Source organism: Chryseobacterium edaphi, from assembly GCF_025628985.1.
Classification (GTDB): domain Bacteria; phylum Bacteroidota; class Bacteroidia; order Flavobacteriales; family Weeksellaceae; genus Chryseobacterium; species Chryseobacterium edaphi.
This window is the reverse complement of record NZ_JAOTEM010000001.1, coordinates 1,356,601-1,375,400: the sequence shown is the minus strand read 5'-3', so window position 1 is coordinate 1,375,400 and position 18,800 is coordinate 1,356,601. Positions and strand designations below refer to the sequence as shown.

Below are 18,800 nucleotides of genomic sequence, written 5' to 3'. Positions count from 1 at the left end.
TTAACTTTCCTTATTGCAATCTATGAAAATCAACAAAATAAAAATACTATTCCTTTTAGGTTTTTTCGCCTCTTTCAGCAGTTCTTGTTCGGTACAGAAAAGTGCTTCTACTGCTAAAAATACTTCTAAAGAAAATAGATACAAAGCGAAACCTAAAGATTCCGTAGTTTCGCTTAAACCACAAATAACCACACCGGTCGAAGAAGATTTTAAAGTAAACCTTCCTGCGATCAATCGTGAGTTTCGTGGAGCATGGATTGCGAGTGTTGCTAACATCAACTGGCCGTCAAAAAATAATTTATCAGTGGAGCAGCAAAAAGCGGAAGCGATCAGTATGTTAAATATGCTTCAGGAAAATAATTTTAATGCAGTAATTTTTCAGGCACGTCCGTCTGCAGATGCTTTGTATACCAGTGAATTGGAACCGTGGTCATACTTTCTGACAGGAAAAACAGGAGAACCGCCTTATCCGAATTATGATCCTTTACAGTTCTGGATCGAAGAATCTCACAAAAGAGGAATGGAACTTCATGTCTGGTTAAACCCTTACAGAGCGCATCATTCCAACGGTGGAGCGGTTTCGAGCCAGTCAATGGTCAATAAACTTTCGGATCTTGTCATTAAATTAAGAAACGGAATGTATTGGTTTGATCCAGCTAATCCTAAAACTCAGGGACATGTTTCGAATGTCGTAAAAGATTTGGTGAAAAGATATGATTTGGATGCCATTCATTTTGATGATTATTTTTATCCTTACGCAACGTATAACAGTGGAAGAGATTTTCCGGATGGTGAAAGCTGGAATGCTTACTTAAATTCCGGCGGAACATTGTCAAGGGCAGACTGGAGACGAGACAGCGTCAATAAATTTGTTGAAAGAATTTATAAAGAAATTCACGCAGAAAAAAATTATGTGCGGTTTGGAATCAGTCCGTTTGGTATATGGAAACCCGGATTTCCAGAAGGAGTTGTGGGTTCGTCACAGTATGACGAGCTGTATGCCGATGCCAAATTATGGTTGAATAGAGGTTGGGTAGATTATTTTTCGCCTCAATTATATTGGCCAATTGAATCAAAAGGACAGCCTTTTGCCAATTTATTAAACTGGTGGAAATCTGAAAACACAATGAACCGTCATCTTTGGCCGGGACTAAATACGGTTGAAATTAAAGTTTCAGACCGACCATCGGAAATTAAAAATCAGATTGAATTGTCAAGGCAAATCTTAAGTAATGACGCAGGTGAAATTCACTGGAGCATTGCAGGTTTAACAAAGAATTCAAATATGCTTCCGACTTTGAAAAATGGACCGTATAAAGAGAAAGCTTTAACACCCAAAAGTCCGTGGATCAAATCTGTTCCATTAGAAAAACCTACTTTATTTACAAACGACAACGGAAGTTTTATCCAGACAAGCTGGAGTTCAAAAAATATCAGAAATGTCTTTCAATGGGTTCTTTTCAAACAATACAACGGAGTTTGGGAAACTGAAATCCTGACTTTGGAAAACCTTTCAAGAGAAATTCCAAAAAACAAAGACGGGAAAATTCTTAATGCAATTGCCATCAAAGCAGTTGATAGATTGGGGAATGAGAGTGATTATATGGCGAAGATGGTGAAGTAGTGGTTTGAGAGGTAGAGGGTTTGAGAGTTGGAGAGTCGGAGAGTTTTTAATTTTGTTATTTCGAAGAACAGGTTGTTCTGAATCTTCGGGAAAGTAATCTATTCATAATTTTTATAACTAAGTGAAGCTTAGTTGTTAAAATAATTTTTAAAAGTCAGGTCAGATTGATGATCTGGCTTTTTTATTTTAGACTGACTATAAATTATTTGTTTAAATATATGAAAAACAGTTAGTTGTACATTTGTGGTTTTTGATTATTATTAAAAATCATAGTCTCGGAACCATTTTTGTATCATTGAGTATAATTACTAAAAAAATATACGATTATGAATACTAATAGACTTTCACCAAGACTGGAACAGGCATTGAGTGACCAGATGAATACCGAAGATTTACAATCAAGAGTTTATTTCTCTTACGGAATTTGGGCAGCTGATAAAGGTTATGGTGGAATTTCAAATTTCCTTTTTCGTCACGCGCAGGAAGAAAGAGATCACGCTGTGAAATTTATGCAATATGTTCTTAACAGAGGTGGAAAACCAAAAATTACAGAACTTCCTTCTCCGGGCGACGAACCGACAAGTCTAAGCCATTGTTTTGATCTTGTCTTCCAACATGAGGTAGATAATACGACAGCAATTTATAATTTAGTCAATATTGCTTTTGAAGAAAAAGACTGGGCTTCATGGAATTTTCTACAATGGTTTGTTAAAGAACAAATTGAAGAGGAAACATTTGCAATGAATTTAATTGATAAATTAAAAATTGCCGGTGGAGACAGAGCAAGTGACGAATCACTGTTTACCCTTGATAAAACATTAGAAACACTTCCTGATGATGCCGAACAAGCACAGGATGCGACAGGAGCAAATCCATAAAAACGCTTCGATAAAAATTATTATTTCTAAAAATCTGTCAATTAGTTGGCAGATTTTTTTATTATGAAAATCACCTTAAAATTACTATCTTTGCACGCTTAAAGTTGAGGGTTTTCAAGTTCAGAATATAAAGTTGGATTTGTTTCAGACTCTGAACTTTAAAGACAAAACTTTGAATTTTACAATATGAAACCGAAAGGTTGCATAACACTAATAAAATAAAATTTCGTTATGAAATGTGGAATCGTAGGCTTACCAAATGTAGGTAAATCAACTCTTTTTAACTGCTTAAGCAATGCTAAAGCGCAATCAGCCAATTATCCTTTCTGTACGATTGAGCCTAATTTGGGAACAGTTTCTGTACCGGATCAGAGATTATTTGAGCTTGAAAAACTGGTAAATCCTGAAAGAGTTTTGCCGGCTGTTGTAGAGATCGTTGATATTGCCGGTTTGGTAAAAGGAGCGAGCAAAGGTGAAGGTTTAGGAAATCAGTTCCTTGCCAACATCAGAGAATGCGAGGCGATTATTCATGTTTTAAGATGTTTCGAAAACGGAAATATCATTCACGTAGAAGGTACAGTAGATCCGATGAGAGATAAAGAAATTATCGATATCGAGCTTCAATTGAAAGATTTGGAAACTGTTGGAAAAGCAGTTGAGAAAGCTAAAAAATTCATCAAGTCCGGAAAGAAAGAAGATATTCTGACGTATGAAACGCTTCATAATCTTGAAAAATTTATTGAAGACGGTAAAAATGCAAGAGAATTCCCAATGGATGATTTTGCAAAATCAATTATATCAGATGTTCAGCTTTTGACCAACAAACCTGTTCTTTATGTTTGTAATGTAGACGAAAATTCTATTAAAAACGGAAACGAATGGATTGCCAAGATTGAAGAAATGGCTCAGAAAGAAAACGCTGAAGTAGTGGTTTTAGCTGCTCAGATCGAAGCTGATATCAACGAATTGGATACTTTCGAAGAAAGAGAAATTTTCCTTGAAGAATTAGGCTTAACTGAACCGGGTGTAAACCGTTTAATCAGAAAAGCTTACGATCTGTTGAAACTTCAAACTTACTTCACGGCTGGAGTAAAAGAAGTAAGAGCATGGACAATCGGACAAGGCTGGACAGCTCCTCAAGCTGCAGGTGTTATTCACACTGATTTTGAAAAAGGTTTCATCCGTGCAGAAGTAATTAAATACAACGATTACGTAAGTTACGGAACTGAAGCCAAAGTAAAGGAAGCTGGAAAGCTTTCTGTTGAAGGAAAAGAATACATCGTACAAGACGGTGATATTATGCACTTCAGATTTAATGTTTAAAAGTATTAAAAGTTAGTTATAGTATTTTAAAAGAGCGCTCCCATGAATTTGGGAGCGTTTTTGCTATATTTATAAAAACTTTGTTATGAAATATTTTAGTTTTCTTCTAGTTATTCTGTTTTGCTCCTCATGTTCCAAAAGTCTTGAAGAAAAATGTTTTATTCAGGAAAATGAAAATTATTTCAACGGTTCTGAAATTGAAGAACCCTTTGATATGGAAGAAATAATCAAAAATAAACCTGATTATCTGGAAATCACCAAACTTAAAAAGTATCGAAGCTTTAAAATTGACAGTATTGAGTCGAGTAATATAAGATATGATCTTCAAAAAAGTGAAAGATATTTGAAAGATCAGGATTCAATATATTCTGATTTTAATGATAAATTTTTTAATCAATTTGAGTATTCATTTAAGCAAATTTCAGGAAATTCAAAATATGCTTTAGGAAGAAACGGATTGGGTTATTGGCTTTTAGAAATTAAAAATAAAAAGGCTTCAGCTTATTTTCTGGGTTTAAGTTTTAGTCATTATTATTTTAATAAAATTCAAGGAAGCCCAATTATACAAGATGGATTCCTCCAGCTTGAAGGTAGTTTGGTTAAAATCGTGAAAGTTTCTGGATTGCCTGGTTATGATGATTATTCTGTTTTAGATGATGGAAAACTTTTCAAAATTAAATTGGAAGATTTAATCAAAGATTCTGATCAGGATGGTTTTAATGATATTTTTGAAAACAGTTTCGGTTTAGATCCGGATAAAAAAGATACAGACGATGATGGAATTGATGATTTTCATGATCATAATCCTCTCTTTAAATCTGAGAAAAATAAATTTACTGAATTATATGAAGATCTTATTTCTCAACATTTAGGTATAGTAAAAGAAAATCTGGATAAAATGGCTTACTTCATTTTGCCATATGAAACGGACTGTGATTATTTTAAAAATATAGATCCCGATGCGAAAGTTTTAATAATGCCAACAGAAAAAAGTGAACAACCTTATTACGTGCAGGTCACCGATATCTTTAACGGCGGTTATTCTAAATTTAAAAAGGATGATAAAAATCCTAACTTATTTTATATTCATGAATCAGGTGGTGGTGGAATAATAGATTACAGCGTCGAATTTAAAAATGGAGTCTGGATTTTAAAAAATATTGGTGGAATAGTTTCATAATATATCTTTATATTTGATTTATACAAATTCCACATCATGGAAAAAATTGCTCACGCTTCCTTAGAAGATTTTTACGGCGAAATGGCTCATAGATTGGGAAAAGATCTTGACAGTATTTTTCCAAAAGGTCTTCATAAAGATATTGGTCATTTTAATGTTTTCGATATTGCACAAACACTTGCAACAGTCAAAAGGACATCTGAAATGCCTTATAATAGAAGGAAATATTATAAGATCAGTCTGATCAGAGGTAAAAACAGAGCAGAATATGCCGATAAAGTGATTTCGATTAAAAAGAATGCTTTGCTTTTTGCAACGCCGAAAGTTCCTTATCATTATGTTCCTGAAGATGCAGATCAGAAGGGAAGTTTCTGCGTTTTTACAGATGATTTTTTTAATAAAAATCAATCTCAGAATATTCTTGAAGAATTACCTTTATTTCAACCCGGCGCATTTCCTGTTTTTGAAATTGATGACGAAATGGCGGATGAAATTGAATTTCTGTTTTCAAAAATCAAAAAAGAAATAGATTCTGATTATGCTTTTAAATATGATCTGATCAGAAATTATGTATTTGAACTGATTCATTACGGACAAAAGTTACAGCCTGCTGCAAAGATCTCAACTTCTCACAATGCTTCATTGCGTGTCGTTTCCTTATTTATTGAATTGTTGGAAAGACAATTTCCTATAGAATCTCCCGAACAGAGAATTCAGTTAAAAGTTGCCAAAGATTATGCAGACCGACTGTCGATTCACGTCAATTATTTAAATAAAAATTTGAAGGAAAGTACGGGGAAAACCACGACAGAGTTTATTGCTGATCGTGTCATTCAGGAAGCTAAGATCCTATTAAAGCAAACCAAATGGAATGTTTCAGAAATTTCATACGCATTAGGATTTGAGGAGATCGCTCATTTTTCAAATTTCTTTAAAAGAAAAACGACGGTTGCGCCGTTAGAATTTCGTTCGTGATTTGAATTATGCAAATTTCCGATTGATTGAAGCAAATCGTTTGGAGTAAAATTAATAGAACTTTGTCACAACAAAAATATTAAAAATGAGTACAACAAAAATCGCATTGATTACTGGCGGAAGCCGTGGATTAGGAAAAAATTCAGCATTGAAAATTGCCGAGAAAGGATTGGATGTCATCATTACCTATCACAGCAATAAAGAAGAAGCTGAATATGTAGTGAGCGAAATTAAGGCTTTGGGAAGAAAAGCAATCGCCCTTCAACTAGATACAAGAGATGTGAAAAGCTTTGACGCTTTTGTGAAAAATGTTACCGAGCATTTGAAAGAAAATACGGGAAATACAAATATTGATTATTTGGTCAACAATGCGGGAACTGCACTGTATTCTCCGATCATGGAAACTACGGAAGATCAGTTGGATGAAATGTTTAATATTCATTTTAAAGGCGTTTTCTTTTTAACTCAAAAACTTTTGCCATTCATCAATGATGGTGGTGGAATTGTGAATATTTCTTCAGGATTGGCAAGATTTGCATTACCCGGATCATCAGTTTACGGTTCGATGAAAGCTGGAATTGAAATGCTGACAAAATATATGGCTAAAGAATTGGGTGTAAGAAAAATAAAAGTTAATGTTGTTGCTCCAGGAGCTATTGAAACCGATTTTGGAGGCGGTAGAACAAGAGACGATAAAAATATCAATTCAATGATTGCAGGAAATACAGCTTTAGGAAGAGCAGGTTTGCCGGACGATATTGGTGGAGTAGTTGCATTTCTTTGTACCGAAGATGCAGGCTGGATTACAGCGCAGAGAATTGAAGCTTCGGGTGGAATGTTCTTTTAAATAAATATAAGTTTGAGAGCTTTAATTAAAAAGCAATAATTTGTTTCTCTCGCAGATTGAGCTGATTATGCAGATCAGTTTTAAATCTGCTCAATTTGCTGAATCTGCGAGAGATTTATATTCTAGCTAAATTCTCAATCGCTCTTTCCAAAGTTTCTTGCTTTTTTGCAAAACATAAACGAATTACATTTTCATTCAATTTATTCTTATAAAATGATGAAAAAGGAACACTTGCCACTTTATGATTAACAGTAAGTTCGGTAGCAAAATCAAAATCATTTTTGTCTGAAATTTTGTCATATTTCAAAGCCTGAAAATACGTTCCTTCACAATCGAGTAATTCAAAAGAAGTATTTGCTAATCCCCGTCTTAAAAAGTCTCTTTTTTCCTGGAAAAATTGACTCAAACCAAGATAATGCTCATCGTTTTTCATGTATTCCGCCAAAGCAAGTTGAATCGGCGTATTAACAGAAAATACATTGAATTGATGAATTTTTCTAAACTCGTCGGTCAAAGCTTTTGGAGCGGCGCAATATCCGATTTTCCAGCCGGTAACATGAAAAAGTTTTCCAAATGATGCAACCAAAAGACTTCTTTCTTTCAGTTCCGGATATTTACAGATACTTAAATGTTCTTTTCCGTCGTAAACGATATTTTCATACACTTCATCACTCAAAATCAAAATGGAAGTGTCTTGTACGAGTTTAATTAATTCCTGAATATCATTTTCCTTTAAAATCTTTCCAGATGGATTGTTGGGATTGTTCAGAATGATCATTTTGGTTTTTTCTGAAACTAAATTTTTCACTGCATTCCAATCGATTTCATAATCGGGAGCTTTCATTTCAAAACGTTTTACAATTCCTCCGAAAAGTTCAACAGTGGGTTCGTAACAATCGTAGGCCGGTTCAAAAATAATCACTTCATCATCTTTTTTGACAAACGTAGCAATCGTTGTAAAAATCGCCTGAGTTCCGCCTGCAGTAATCGTGATTTCTGAATCAGGATGATAAATTGCCTGATGACTGTTCTCAATTTTCCTTGCAATTTCTTCTTTCAAACCAATCATTCCGCCCATTGGAGCGTATTGATTGAATCCTTTTTGTATAAACTGATTCACAAGATCCAGCAATTCTGAATCAGGCATGAAATCAGGAAATCCCTGAGATAAATTAATGGCTTCATTTTCATTAGCCAATTGGGTCATCTGACTGAAAATCGTGGTTCCTACGTTTGAAAGTTTAGAAAAAGGAAGGTGTATCATGAAAGAAAAATTTTTTGCTTAGTTCGAATGTACAGCATTTTTTGAAATTTAATGATATTGTAATATCAAAAAATGTTTTGTAATAGAATTAAAAGCGTGTTTTGTATGAAAAAATAGTAAAAAACGATCTTTATTATTCGGATATTTTTGTCCAATTCCGTACTTTTGTATGTTTGCTGAAATTACTTATGTCACAAGAAATAAACCCTGTATACTCCGAAGATAACATCAGAACCCTCGATTGGCAGGAGCACATCCGTTTACGTCCCGGAATGTATATCGGGAAGTTGGGCGATGGCTCATCTGCAGATGACGGGATCTATATTTTACTTAAAGAAATTCTTGACAACTCAATCGATGAGTTCAGAATGAAATCCGGTAAAAGAATCGAAATAAAAGTCGACGACGGAAAAGTGACGATCCGTGATTTTGGTCGTGGAATTCCTTTGGGAAAAGTTGTTGATGCTGTTTCAAAAATGAATACGGGTGGAAAGTACGACAGCAAAGCCTTCAAAAAATCTGTTGGTTTGAATGGAGTTGGAACGAAAGCGGTAAATGCACTTTCAGATTATTTCCGTGTAAGATCTTTCCGTGAAGGGAAAATGAAAATGGCTGAGTTTTCAAGAGGAATTATTACCGAAGATCATGCTGAAAAAGATACTTCAGATCGTAACGGAACTGAGATTTCTTTTGTTCCCGATGCTGATATTTTCCTTCATTTTAAATTCAGAAAAGAATATATCGCAAGAATGCTCCGTAATTATTCTTACCTGAATCCGGGTTTGAAAATTCTTTTTAACGGAGAAACTTTTTATTCTGAAAATGGTCTTAAAGATTTGTTGGAAGAAGAACTGGAAAGTGATGTATTGTATCCGATTGTTCATTTGAGAGATAATGACATTGAATTGGCGGTGACGCATACCGATAAATCTCAGACAGAAACTTACTTTTCATTTGTAAACGGACAAAATACAACGCAAGGTGGAACGCATTTAAATGCCTTCCGTGAAGCGTATGTAAAAACGATTCGTGAATTTTTTAATAAGAATTTTGATGCGTCGGATATTCGTAAATCAATTGTTGCGGCAATTTCCATTAATGTTGAAGAACCGGTCTTTGAATCTCAGACGAAAACTAAATTAGGTTCCAACGATATAGGTCCAAATGGTCCGACTGTTAGAATTTTCATTATTGATTTTCTTAAAAGTAAATTAGATAATTTCCTGCATAAAAATCCTGAGATTGCTGAAGCGATTCAACGGAAAATTTTAATCTCAGAAAGAGAAAGAAAAGAGCTTTCGGGAATTCAGAAATTAGCAAGAGAAAGAGCGAAAAAAGTTTCGCTTCACAATAAAAAACTTCGTGACTGCAGACAGCATTACAACGATCAAAAAGCGGAAAGAAAAGCTGAAACTCAGATATTTATTACCGAAGGAGATTCTGCATCAGGATCCATCACAAAATCAAGGGATGTAGAAACGCAGGCTGTATTTTCGTTAAAAGGAAAACCGTTGAACTGTTATGGTTTAACAAAAAAAGTGGTGTATGAGAATGAGGAATTTAATCTTCTTCAGGCTGCTTTAAATATTGAAGAAAGTCTTGAAGACTTAAGATATAATCAGGTCATTATCGCAACCGATGCCGATGTTGACGGAATGCACATCAGACTTTTGATGATTACATTTTTCCTTCAGTTTTTCCCTGATGTGATCAAAAACGGACATTTGTACATCCTTCAAACTCCATTATTTAGAGTTAGAAATAAAAAGGAAACCAGATATTGCTATTCTGAGCTTGAAAGAGTGAAAGCTTTAAATGAATTAGGAAAAAATCCTGAAATTACCCGATTTAAAGGATTGGGAGAAATTTCGCCTGACGAATTTAAAAATTTCATCGGAAAAGACATTCGTTTAGAACCTGTTGTTCTCGGTAAAGATCAGACAATCGAACAATTATTAGAGTTTTATATGGGTAAAAATACACCGGACAGACAGGTTTTTATTCTTGAAAATCTGGTAGTTGAAGATTCCAATATAAGTGACAAAGAAATTATAAGTGAAGTAGAAGAAATTTAGACCATATATACACAAATGAGATTAAGTAACCGTACCAAAGCCCCTATCTATAATTTTATCAATACATTATTATTGCTGATGTTATTGGGAGGAATTATTGGCTTCATCATGGAGCATTATAAATTTCGGATTTTAGGAGGAGTCAGCTATCTTTTGATTATCGTTCCGCTTCTGTTATTAGTTCTATACTACATCAACGGAAGGCAGATTTTTGAATATGACAGCGATGGTGAAGCACTTCATTTAAAAAACAGAAATATTGTCCCGTTTCTGAATAAGCCTTTGAGTGACGAATTTCCAAAATACAAACTGATGAAATTTGAAAGCGTAAGTTTGTTGTTTATAAGAAGATTATATATTACCATTTCAAGTAAAAACAATGGTTCCACTATTTTGAAATACGATATCTCATATTTAACGCAAAAAGAAGTCAACGATTTAAAATTATCGCTCAATAAAGTGATAAAAGCAAACAAAGAAAGAAGACATTAGGAAAATAATGATAGAAGAAAACTCTCACGAAGGCGAAAGCTTAAAAAAAGTTTCAGGACTGTACAAAGACTGGTTTCTGGATTATGCATCTTATGTAATTTTAGATAGAGCCATTCCGTCTGTTTATGATGGTTTCAAGCCTGTTCAGCGTAGAATTATGCATTCAATGCGTGAGCTTGAAGACGGAAGGTACAACAAAGTCGCCAATATCGTCGGAAATACGATGAAATATCATCCTCACGGTGACGCGTCGATTACCGATGCAATGGTAGGAATCGGACAAAGAGAATTGCTGATTGATACGCAGGGAAACTGGGGAAATATTTACACAGGAGATTCTGCTGCGGCGGCGAGATATATTGAAGCGAGACTGACTCCTTTTGCTCTAGAAGTGGTCTTCAATCCTAAAACTACTGTCTGGTCTAAATCTTATGACGGCAGAAATAATGAGCCAGTAGATTTACCGGTGAAATTTCCTTTACTTTTGGCTCAAGGTGTTGAGGGAATCGGAGTCGGACTTTCTACAAAAATTCTTCCTCATAATTTTAATGAATTAATCAGCGCTTCGGTTGCTTATTTAAAAGGTAAAAAATTTGAGCTTTTCCCGGATTTTCTGACGGCAGGTTTTCTTGACGTTTCAGAATACAACGACGGTCACAGAGGCGGTAAAGTAAGAGCCAGAGCCAAAATTTCTCAGGTCGACAAGCATACTCTGATGATTTCTGAGCTTCCTTTTTCAAAAAATACAGGCGATTTGATTGATTCAATCATTAAAGCCAATGAAAAAGGAAAAATTAAAATCAAAAAAATTGAAGATAACACATCAGATAAAGTTGAGATTCTGATCTATCTTCACAACGAAGTTTCTCCCGACAAAACGATTGACGCTTTATATGCGTTTACCGATTGTCAGGTAACTATATCTCCGAATGCCTGTGTAATTGTTGGGGATAAACCCATGTTTCTGAACGTTTCAGAAATTTTAAGAATGAATACTGACCACACTGTTTCATTGCTTAAAAAAGAGTTGGAAATTGAACTCAATGAACTACAGGAAAGTTGGCATTTCTCTTCACTGGAAAGAATTTTTATTGAGAATAGAATCTATCACGATATTGAAGAGGTAAAAAGCTGGGAAGATGTTTTAAAAACAATTGCAATTGGTTTAAAACCTCATACAGCCCATCTTTTAAGAGAAGTTACGGAAGAGGATATTCTTAGACTGACTGAAATCAGAATTAAAAGAATTTCGAGATTTGATTTAGATAAATTTAAAGAAAATATATTATCTCTTGAAGGTAAAATCGAGCAGGTAAGACATCATTTGGCCAACCTGATTACTTACGCTATTGATTATTATTTAAATATTCAGAAAAAATACGGAAAAGGCAGGGAGCGTAAAACGGAACTAAGAATATTTGATACGATTGATGCATCGAAAGTTGCTGTTGCTAACGAAAAATTCTACGCTAATTTTGAAGAAGGTTTTGTAGGTACTTCATTAAAAAAAGACCAATTTTTATTTGATTGTTCAGATATTGACGACATCATCACTTTCCGAAAAGATGGAAGTATGAAAGTGGTAAAAGTGGAAGCTAAAACTTTTATCGGAAAAGATATTCTGCACGTTGCGATTTGGAAGAAGAACGATAAGCGAACTGTTTACAACATGATCTATCGTGAAGGAATGCAGGGACCTTACTACATGAAACGTTTTTCCGTTACCGGTGTGACGAGAAATACAGATTATCGTTTAGCTTCTGATGCAAGAGGTTCTGAAACGCTTTATTTTTCTGCAAACCCAAACGGTGAAGCAGAAACGGTGACGGTACTATTAAAACCAAATCCAAGAATCAGGAAAAATAAAATGGATATTGATTTTTCTGAAATAGGAATCAAAGGACGTGATTCTAAAGGAAATTTAGTGACCAAATATTCTGTTAAAAAAGTAGATTTAAAAGAAGAAGGTGTTTCGACTTTAGCACCTCGAAAAATCTGGTTTGATGATACGGTAAGACGTTTAAATGCGGATGTGAGAGGGACTTTACTGGGAAGTTTCAAAGGTGATGATAAAATTTTGACGGTCAATTCTCAGGGTGAAGCAAAACTGATCAGTTTCGATCTCGGAAACCGTTTCGATGACGAATATATCATTCTTGAAAAATGGCGACCGCAGCAGCCAATTACTTGTATTTATTATGATGGCGAAAAAGATATTTATTTTATTAAAAGATTTTTGCTGGAAAATACAACCAATGCACAAACCTTTATGCCTTCTGAACATCCAAAATCGTTTATAGAAAGAATTTTGGTTTCGAATGGAACAACTGCAGAAATTATTTTTGCAAAAGACAAAGGAAAAGAACGCGAACCAGAAACCGTAAACATTGACGAATTTATCGGTGTTAAAGGAATAAAAGCAATTGGAAACCAGTTTACAAAATTTAAAGTAAAAACCATCAATATTACCATTCCTGAGCAGGAAGAGGAAGAACCGGAAGTTTATGAAGAGCCTGAATTTATTCCATCTCAAGATGATGATGGCGGTACAATTGGTGATTTGTTTGAAGGGGGTAGTAGTGAAAATTAAGTAGTAGAAATTATGAGTATTTTAGTATTAATTATAGCGATAACTGCTATTATAAGTTTTGTAGCTTTTAATAATCAAGTTATTTTTGAAAAATATAAATTTAATGTAGCAGCAATTTTCAACAGGAAAGAATACATTAGATTGCTTTCTGCAGGTTTTCTACATGCAGATATGATGCATTTGTTTTTTAATATGATGACATTATATTTCTTCGGACCTGTCATTTTGGAAGGATTCGGTGCTGTAGGATTTATAATTATTTACATCGGATCTATACTTTTAGGGAATATTTTTTCATTGTTTATCTATCAAAAACAGCCTTGGTATTCTGCGATTGGAGCCAGTGGAGGAGTTTCCGGAATTTTATTTGCTGCGATTGCAATGGCTCCTAAGATGAGTCTTTTTCTATTTTTTATTCCAATTCCAATTCCTGGTTTTGTCTTTGGGTTATTGTACTTTGGATACTCTGTTTACATGATGCTAAATCCAAAACAATGGGACAATTTAGGACACGCTGCACACTTAGGTGGAGCATTTTTCGGCTTGGTTTACGCAATTGCAACTCAGCCTGAAGCCGCTTTAGAAAATTCTTTATTTATAGGAATTATGGCTTTACCTCTTCTATATCTATCTTACGAAATATTCATAAAAAAAAGAATCGGTTAAGCAAACCGATTCTTTTTTTATGAATATTGATTGAATTTATTTAATACCAAATATAAAGCGGTCGTTTTCAGATAAATCTTTGATTAATTCTGATTTTGAAAAATTATTTCTATACAATTCTAAAGTTTCCTGACCCAATTTCTGATTGATTTCTAAAAACAACAATCCGTTTTTATTTAAATATTTTCCAGAGTCTTCAGCAATCTTTTTATAAAAAATCAAAGCATCTGAAGTGGGTGAAAAAAGCGCCATTGTAGGTTCAAATCCCTTTACAGAGTCTTCAATTTCTACTTCTTCTTCAATCCCGATGTAAGGTGGATTTGATATGATAACATCATAGTTTTCATTCAAATTGAAATTCAGATAATCTGCATGAATTAATTTGATTTCTACTTGATGAAAATCTGCATTTCTCTTTGCGACCTCTAAAGCTTTTTCAGAAAAATCGATAGACGAAATTTCTGAATTTGGAAAATGTTTCTTTAAAACCAAAGGAATGATTCCGCTTCCCGTACCAATATCTAAAATCTTTAGATTTTTAAGATTTAACTGTGAATTTTTAATTTTATGAATTGCTAATTCCAACAATTCCTCAGTTTCCGGACGGGGAATTAAGACATTTTCATTCACAAAAAAAGTCATTCCGTAAAATTCCGTTTCACCTAAAATATGTTGGTAAGGTTTTCCTGTTTTTAATTCTGAAATAATGTTTTCAAGCTGATTTTTATTGTCTTGGGATAACTCCTGATTTGACAATATTCTTTGCTGAATTTGATTTAAATCTAAAATTTTTTCAATGAAAACCGAATAAAGAAAATCTATTTCAGAATCTGTATATAATTCTGAAAGCTCGGTTTTAAATTTATTCTTAAAATCTGCAATTGTCATTTATCTTGTAAAAACCAATTTAGTATCTGTCGATTTTTCTTCATCAATTCTATAACCTTCATAGTTGAAAGCTTTCACATCGTTCAACGTTTTTACATTGTTTTCAGCACAGAATCTCACCACCAAGCCTCTCGCATGTTTTGTGTAAACAACAATGGTTTTCAGTTTTCCTTCTCTTAATTCGTAAAATTCAAAATCAATGACTTTGTGATTCAGTTTTTTTCGGTCGATCACTTTTCCGTATTCATTGCTGCATAAAAAAAGAAGTAGTTCGTTCTTTTTCATTTCAGAATTAAGCTGTTCGGTTACTTTTTCTGTCCAGAAACTGTATAGATTTTTGTATTCATCGAACTCAAAAGGTCGTCCCATTTCCAATCGATATAGCATCACTTTATCTGAAGGTTTTAGCAAACCGTAAAGTCCGGAAAGCATTCTGTAGTTTTTCTGTAAATAATCGACTGCTTTTTTATCTAAAGTTTTGGCATCTAATCCTCTGTAAACTTCTCCTGTAAAGGCAAACATTGCAGGAGCAGATTCTTTTACAGTTGGTTTTGCTTTCCATTTTTGGTTTCTTTCCCAGTTTTCATCTGCCAGTTTTGGCGAAATTTCCATCAGTTCAGAAAGATATTTCGGAGATTTAGGCTTTAAAAAAAAATGTATAAATTCTGCTTCTTCAATGAATTTTGGAGTTGTACTTCTCAACAGATCTGTTGAGTTTTCCGTGTTCATTAATTTTGCAGGAGAGGTTATGATTTTCATAGTTTAAAAAACAGATAATTGTTTAAGATCAATCAGATTCATGAGCATTAAAGAAATAAAGTCAAACATAAAATGGCAAATGATCAGAATCTTGATGTTTGAATATAATTTGTAAAATATCGCAAATACAATTCCGATAAAGAAAGGTACGATAACTTGACCAATCGTCCCGTAAGTGCTATGGAGGACTGCAAATAGCAATGCTGAAATGATAACTCCCAAAACAGGACTGTTGTATATTTTTTCTACTCTTGGCTGAATGTATGCTCGCATCAGTAATTCTTCAATAACTCCTGCTGTAAGACAGGTGAAAATGATCAGAAAATAATTGTTTTTAAAAATTGAACTGAGCTGCAACAGTTTGTCACTGATTTTTTCATGTGTAATGAGCATGATAATTCCATTCAGAAAAGCTCCTCCAACTGCACAAATCAGATAGAGACAAATAACCGCTATCAGATAAAAACCGGCAGAATATTTTTTGTCTTCCCAAACAAAGAATGACCTGTTTTCGATAAAGAAATTATAAGCCAGTACAATGATCAAAACCAACCAAAGTGAAAGTCTGTTGTAAAAAAACAGATCAGCAGTAATGGTTTTAAAATTAAAAAACTGATTGATTAAAGGAATTGAATAGAGCATTGCTAAGACAAGAAGTACAAACGTAAGTACGATGCCTACAGCATATTTACCATTAAGACTCATAATGTAAGCTTCTAAATTTCACCTTTTCCCTGTCTGATTATTTCCGGTTCGCCTGAAGTAAGATCAACTATTGTAGAAGCCATGTTATCACCATACCCAGAATCAATTACTATGTCCACAAGATGATCGTATTTCTCAGCAATCAGTTCAGGATCGGTAGAATATTCAATAATCTCGTCATCATCTTTGATTGAAGTTGATGCAATAGGATGTCCCAGTTTTTCAACAATCAGTTGCGGAATTGAATGATCAGGAACACGAATCCCGATTGTTTTATGGTTTTTATATGCTAAAGGTAAACTTTTGTTAGCTTCAAGAATAAAAGTGAACGGACCCGGAAGATGACTCTTTAAAAATCTGAAGACAGAAGTGTCAATAGGTCTCGTAAAATCTGAAAGATGACTCAGATCGTTACAGATAATAGAGAATTTTGCCTTATCAAGTTTCTGCTTTTTGATCTGTGCGAGCTTTTCCATGGCCTTAATATCAAAAATATTGCAGCCTAATGCATAAACAGTGTCAGACGGATAAATAATCAGTCCGCCATTATTCAGGGTTTTAATAACCTCATTGATAAGGTTTTCCTGAGGATTATCCGGATAAATTCTTAATATTTTTGCCATAAACAAAGATACAAATATTTAAATTATTTTCGGGAAGTGCTTTAATTACTAGAAAAACTTGCAATTTTAAAATATATTCGTATATTTGCAATCCAATATCGCGGGATGGAGCAGTAGGTAGCTCGTCGGGCTCATAACCCGAAGGTCATCGGTTCGAGTCCGGTTCCCGCTACTAAGTTTAAGTGTTTTCGGTAAGCACTATAAAGATACACCGCGGGATGGAGCAGTAGGTAGCTCGTCGGGCTCATAACCCGAAGGTCATCGGTTCGAGTCCGGTTCCCGCTACTAAGTTAAGTGCTTTCGGTAAGCACTATAAAGATACACCGCGGGATGGAGCAGTAGGTAGCTCGTCGGGCTCATAACCCGAAGGTCATCGGTTCGAGTCCGGTTCCCGCTACCAACAGGAGAATTACGAAAGTAGTTCTCCTTTTTTTGTGTTAAAAATTAAATGATTTAATAAAAAAGCAATCACACCTTTGGGACTTTGCAGAAAATTTGTGTAATCTTAAAAATTTTAATAAACTTGAAAATTAAATTTTTAGTTGATTTTAATTTTAAATGAGATTAAATGTCAATTAAGGAAACTAAGAAAGTGAAATTTTAAACAAAAAAATTTATGGAAAATTCCCAAGAAACAAATGAAAAAAAAATTAAAGCATTTATGGAAAAATGGTTCGAACATTTTGACCAATTAGATGAAAACAGCTATTTCCTGCAATATCTTTCAGAAGATGTAAAAATGAAATTCCCCGGAAATGATTTGTTTACAGGTCATGAAGGTTTTAGTAATTGGTTTACAGAATCTAAAAATAACCTTTTACAAAATACAACTCATCACGTTTCTGACATTAAAGTAACAGAGACTTCCAAAAACAATTTTGATATAGCTTTTGACGTTAGATATGTTGCAAAAATGAAACAAGCTGATATTGATATGAATGTAAAAGAAGATTGGAAACTAACGTGGGACGAAGACACTGATCAACCTTTAATTTCGGAATATATTGTAAGCTAGCTTGGTTTTGCAATTATTATAGAGGATAAAAAAAATCCCGCTTCGTAAAAGCGGGATTTTTTATTTAGTTAACCAAAGTATCAAAATTCTGAAGTTTAAAATCATCAGACTTTAATTGCTCAAAGTAAGTTGACTTGTTGTTTCCCTTCATCTTTTTTACCGCACCTACAGCTCCGGAAAAATCTTTATCGATTTTTGTGGAAATTTCTGTTGGTTTGAAATCTAATTTAATGCTTTCATCTGCAACACCCAAATATCCGTTTTTCTTAGTTACATAGTTGATGTAATTTTCGTAAATCCCTAAAGTGTTTCTGAAATATTGAGTATGGTAGTTCATACATTTTTTGGTTTGCTTAGATTTTCCTAAAATACAGCTTGCCATATTTCCTTTGTAAAGATCAAATTCCTGAGAAACTTTATCATATTCGTTCTTCAAAGCAGCCTTTCCGTTATCTAAAACAGTGGTGTTTCCTTGTTTTTCACTGATCTTTTTTAAATGTTCTACTACAACAGGAACCGTAGCTTCGATTTTTGATTTTGCTTCGGTTACAGAACCGAAAACTGAGGACACCTGAGCCGATGTCATGCTAAAAATAAGTAATAATAAAACAGTAAGTAGATTATATCTTTTCATGAGAAATTTTTAAAGCACTAAAATAAATATATTTTCTCAGTTTAAGCAAGTAGATTTTAATTTTATTTAATAAAAATTAACAAGTTTTAAGAATTTGCTTTATTATCAAGTTGATTAATGGTAAATGTTCACACATAAAATAAGCTTTGTTAAAAATTTAACATATTTTAATAAAAAATATTGCCCTGATTATCAGTGGATTAAGTTACTGTTTTCTTTATCACTAAAAAATTAGTTGTTTGAATCAATTTAATTTCTACAT

Annotated in this window: 17 protein-coding genes and 3 tRNA genes; 14 read left to right on the top strand and 6 right to left on the bottom strand. The window is 33.7% G+C overall.

Features of this window, described 5'->3' with window-relative positions; all coding sequences use genetic code 11:
• Positions 1 to 22 precede the first annotated feature (22 nt).
• The 6 genes from NZ698_RS06515 to NZ698_RS06490 all read left to right on the top strand — a co-directional run bounded on the left by NZ698_RS06515 (position 23) and on the right by NZ698_RS06490 (position 6,827).
• Positions 23 to 1,624, top strand: coding sequence for a glycoside hydrolase family 10-like protein (locus NZ698_RS06515; RefSeq protein WP_263002266.1), 1,602 nt, complete (start codon positions 23 to 25; stop codon positions 1,622 to 1,624).
• Positions 1,625 to 1,950: 326 nt separating this feature from the next.
• The gene (locus NZ698_RS06510; protein ID WP_263002265.1) at positions 1,951 to 2,502 is read left to right on the top strand and encodes a ferritin; all 552 of its coding nucleotides are present in this window, start codon (positions 1,951 to 1,953) and stop codon (positions 2,500 to 2,502) included.
• A 231-nt stretch (positions 2,503 to 2,733) separates the two neighbouring features.
• Positions 2,734 to 3,825 (top strand): redox-regulated ATPase YchF, encoded by a 1,092-nt coding sequence (gene ychF, locus NZ698_RS06505; protein ID WP_263002264.1) that lies wholly within the window; start codon positions 2,734 to 2,736, stop codon positions 3,823 to 3,825.
• Between the two features lie 85 nt (positions 3,826 to 3,910).
• Positions 3,911 to 5,005, top strand: a complete 1,095-nt coding sequence (locus NZ698_RS06500; RefSeq protein ID WP_263002263.1) for a hypothetical protein — start codon at positions 3,911 to 3,913, stop codon at positions 5,003 to 5,005.
• Positions 5,006 to 5,041: 36 nt separating this feature from the next.
• Entirely contained in the window at positions 5,042 to 5,980 is a 939-nt protein-coding gene (locus NZ698_RS06495; RefSeq protein WP_263002262.1) for a helix-turn-helix domain-containing protein, read from the top strand.
• Between the two features lie 85 nt (positions 5,981 to 6,065).
• On the top strand, positions 6,066 to 6,827 hold the full coding sequence (locus NZ698_RS06490; protein WP_263002261.1) for an SDR family NAD(P)-dependent oxidoreductase: 762 nt from the start codon (positions 6,066 to 6,068) through the stop codon (positions 6,825 to 6,827).
• Positions 6,828 to 6,942: 115 nt separating this feature from the next.
• Here NZ698_RS06490 and NZ698_RS06485 read toward each other — a convergent pair whose 3' ends face one another.
• Positions 6,943 to 8,091 carry a methionine aminotransferase gene (locus NZ698_RS06485; RefSeq protein ID WP_263002260.1) on the bottom strand — a complete coding sequence of 383 codons (1,149 nt, stop codon included), beginning with the start codon at positions 8,089 to 8,091 and terminating at the stop codon, positions 6,943 to 6,945.
• 188 nt (positions 8,092 to 8,279) lie between these two features.
• Here NZ698_RS06485 and NZ698_RS06480 point away from each other — a divergent pair, with 188 nt between their 5' ends.
• Genes NZ698_RS06480 through NZ698_RS06465 form a run of 4 tightly spaced genes read left to right on the top strand, consistent with a single transcriptional unit; the run spans position 8,280 to position 13,914 of the window.
• Entirely contained in the window at positions 8,280 to 10,166 is a 1,887-nt protein-coding gene (locus NZ698_RS06480) for a DNA topoisomerase IV subunit B (RefSeq protein ID WP_263002259.1), read from the top strand.
• Between the two features lie 15 nt (positions 10,167 to 10,181).
• Positions 10,182 to 10,658: a hypothetical protein gene (locus tag NZ698_RS06475; protein WP_263002258.1), complete on the top strand. Its 477-nt coding sequence runs from the start codon at positions 10,182 to 10,184 to the stop codon at positions 10,656 to 10,658.
• Positions 10,659 to 10,665: 7 nt separating this feature from the next.
• Positions 10,666 to 13,248 (top strand): DNA gyrase/topoisomerase IV subunit A, encoded by a 2,583-nt coding sequence (locus NZ698_RS06470; protein WP_303649207.1) that lies wholly within the window; start codon positions 10,666 to 10,668, stop codon positions 13,246 to 13,248.
• A gap of 12 nt (positions 13,249 to 13,260) precedes the next feature.
• Positions 13,261 to 13,914, top strand: coding sequence for a rhomboid family intramembrane serine protease (locus NZ698_RS06465; protein ID WP_263002257.1), 654 nt, complete (start codon positions 13,261 to 13,263; stop codon positions 13,912 to 13,914).
• A 36-nt stretch (positions 13,915 to 13,950) separates the two neighbouring features.
• Here the strand turns inward: NZ698_RS06465 and prmC are convergent, their stop codons facing one another.
• The 4 genes from prmC to NZ698_RS06445 are packed head-to-tail and all read right to left on the bottom strand — an operon-like array spanning position 13,951 to position 16,889.
• Positions 13,951 to 14,802, bottom strand: coding sequence for a peptide chain release factor N(5)-glutamine methyltransferase (gene prmC / locus NZ698_RS06460; protein WP_263002256.1), 852 nt, complete (start codon positions 14,800 to 14,802; stop codon positions 13,951 to 13,953).
• Positions 14,803 to 15,561, bottom strand: a complete 759-nt coding sequence (gene yaaA / locus NZ698_RS06455) for a peroxide stress protein YaaA (RefSeq protein ID WP_263002255.1) — start codon at positions 15,559 to 15,561, stop codon at positions 14,803 to 14,805.
• Between the two features lie 3 nt (positions 15,562 to 15,564).
• On the bottom strand, positions 15,565 to 16,266 hold the full coding sequence (locus tag NZ698_RS06450; protein WP_263002254.1) for a CPBP family intramembrane glutamic endopeptidase: 702 nt from the start codon (positions 16,264 to 16,266) through the stop codon (positions 15,565 to 15,567).
• Between the two features lie 11 nt (positions 16,267 to 16,277).
• Positions 16,278 to 16,889, bottom strand: coding sequence for an L-threonylcarbamoyladenylate synthase (locus NZ698_RS06445; RefSeq protein WP_263002253.1), 612 nt, complete (start codon positions 16,887 to 16,889; stop codon positions 16,278 to 16,280).
• A 99-nt stretch (positions 16,890 to 16,988) separates the two neighbouring features.
• Here NZ698_RS06445 and NZ698_RS06440 point away from each other — a divergent pair.
• From NZ698_RS06440 to NZ698_RS06425, 4 genes are all read left to right on the top strand, one after another.
• Positions 16,989 to 17,061 (top strand) — tRNA-Met (locus NZ698_RS06440).
• A gap of 40 nt (positions 17,062 to 17,101) precedes the next feature.
• Positions 17,102 to 17,174 (top strand) — tRNA-Met (locus NZ698_RS06435).
• 39 nt (positions 17,175 to 17,213) lie between these two features.
• Positions 17,214 to 17,289: transfer RNA gene (locus NZ698_RS06430), tRNA-Met, on the top strand.
• 216 nt (positions 17,290 to 17,505) lie between these two features.
• Positions 17,506 to 17,904 (top strand): hypothetical protein, encoded by a 399-nt coding sequence (locus NZ698_RS06425; protein WP_263002252.1) that lies wholly within the window; start codon positions 17,506 to 17,508, stop codon positions 17,902 to 17,904.
• Between the two features lie 64 nt (positions 17,905 to 17,968).
• Here the strand turns inward: NZ698_RS06425 and NZ698_RS06420 are convergent, their stop codons facing one another.
• A complete protein-coding gene (locus tag NZ698_RS06420) occupies positions 17,969 to 18,538 on the bottom strand; it encodes a hypothetical protein (protein ID WP_263002251.1) in 570 nt (189 codons plus the stop codon).
• Positions 18,539 to 18,800 lie beyond the last annotated feature (262 nt).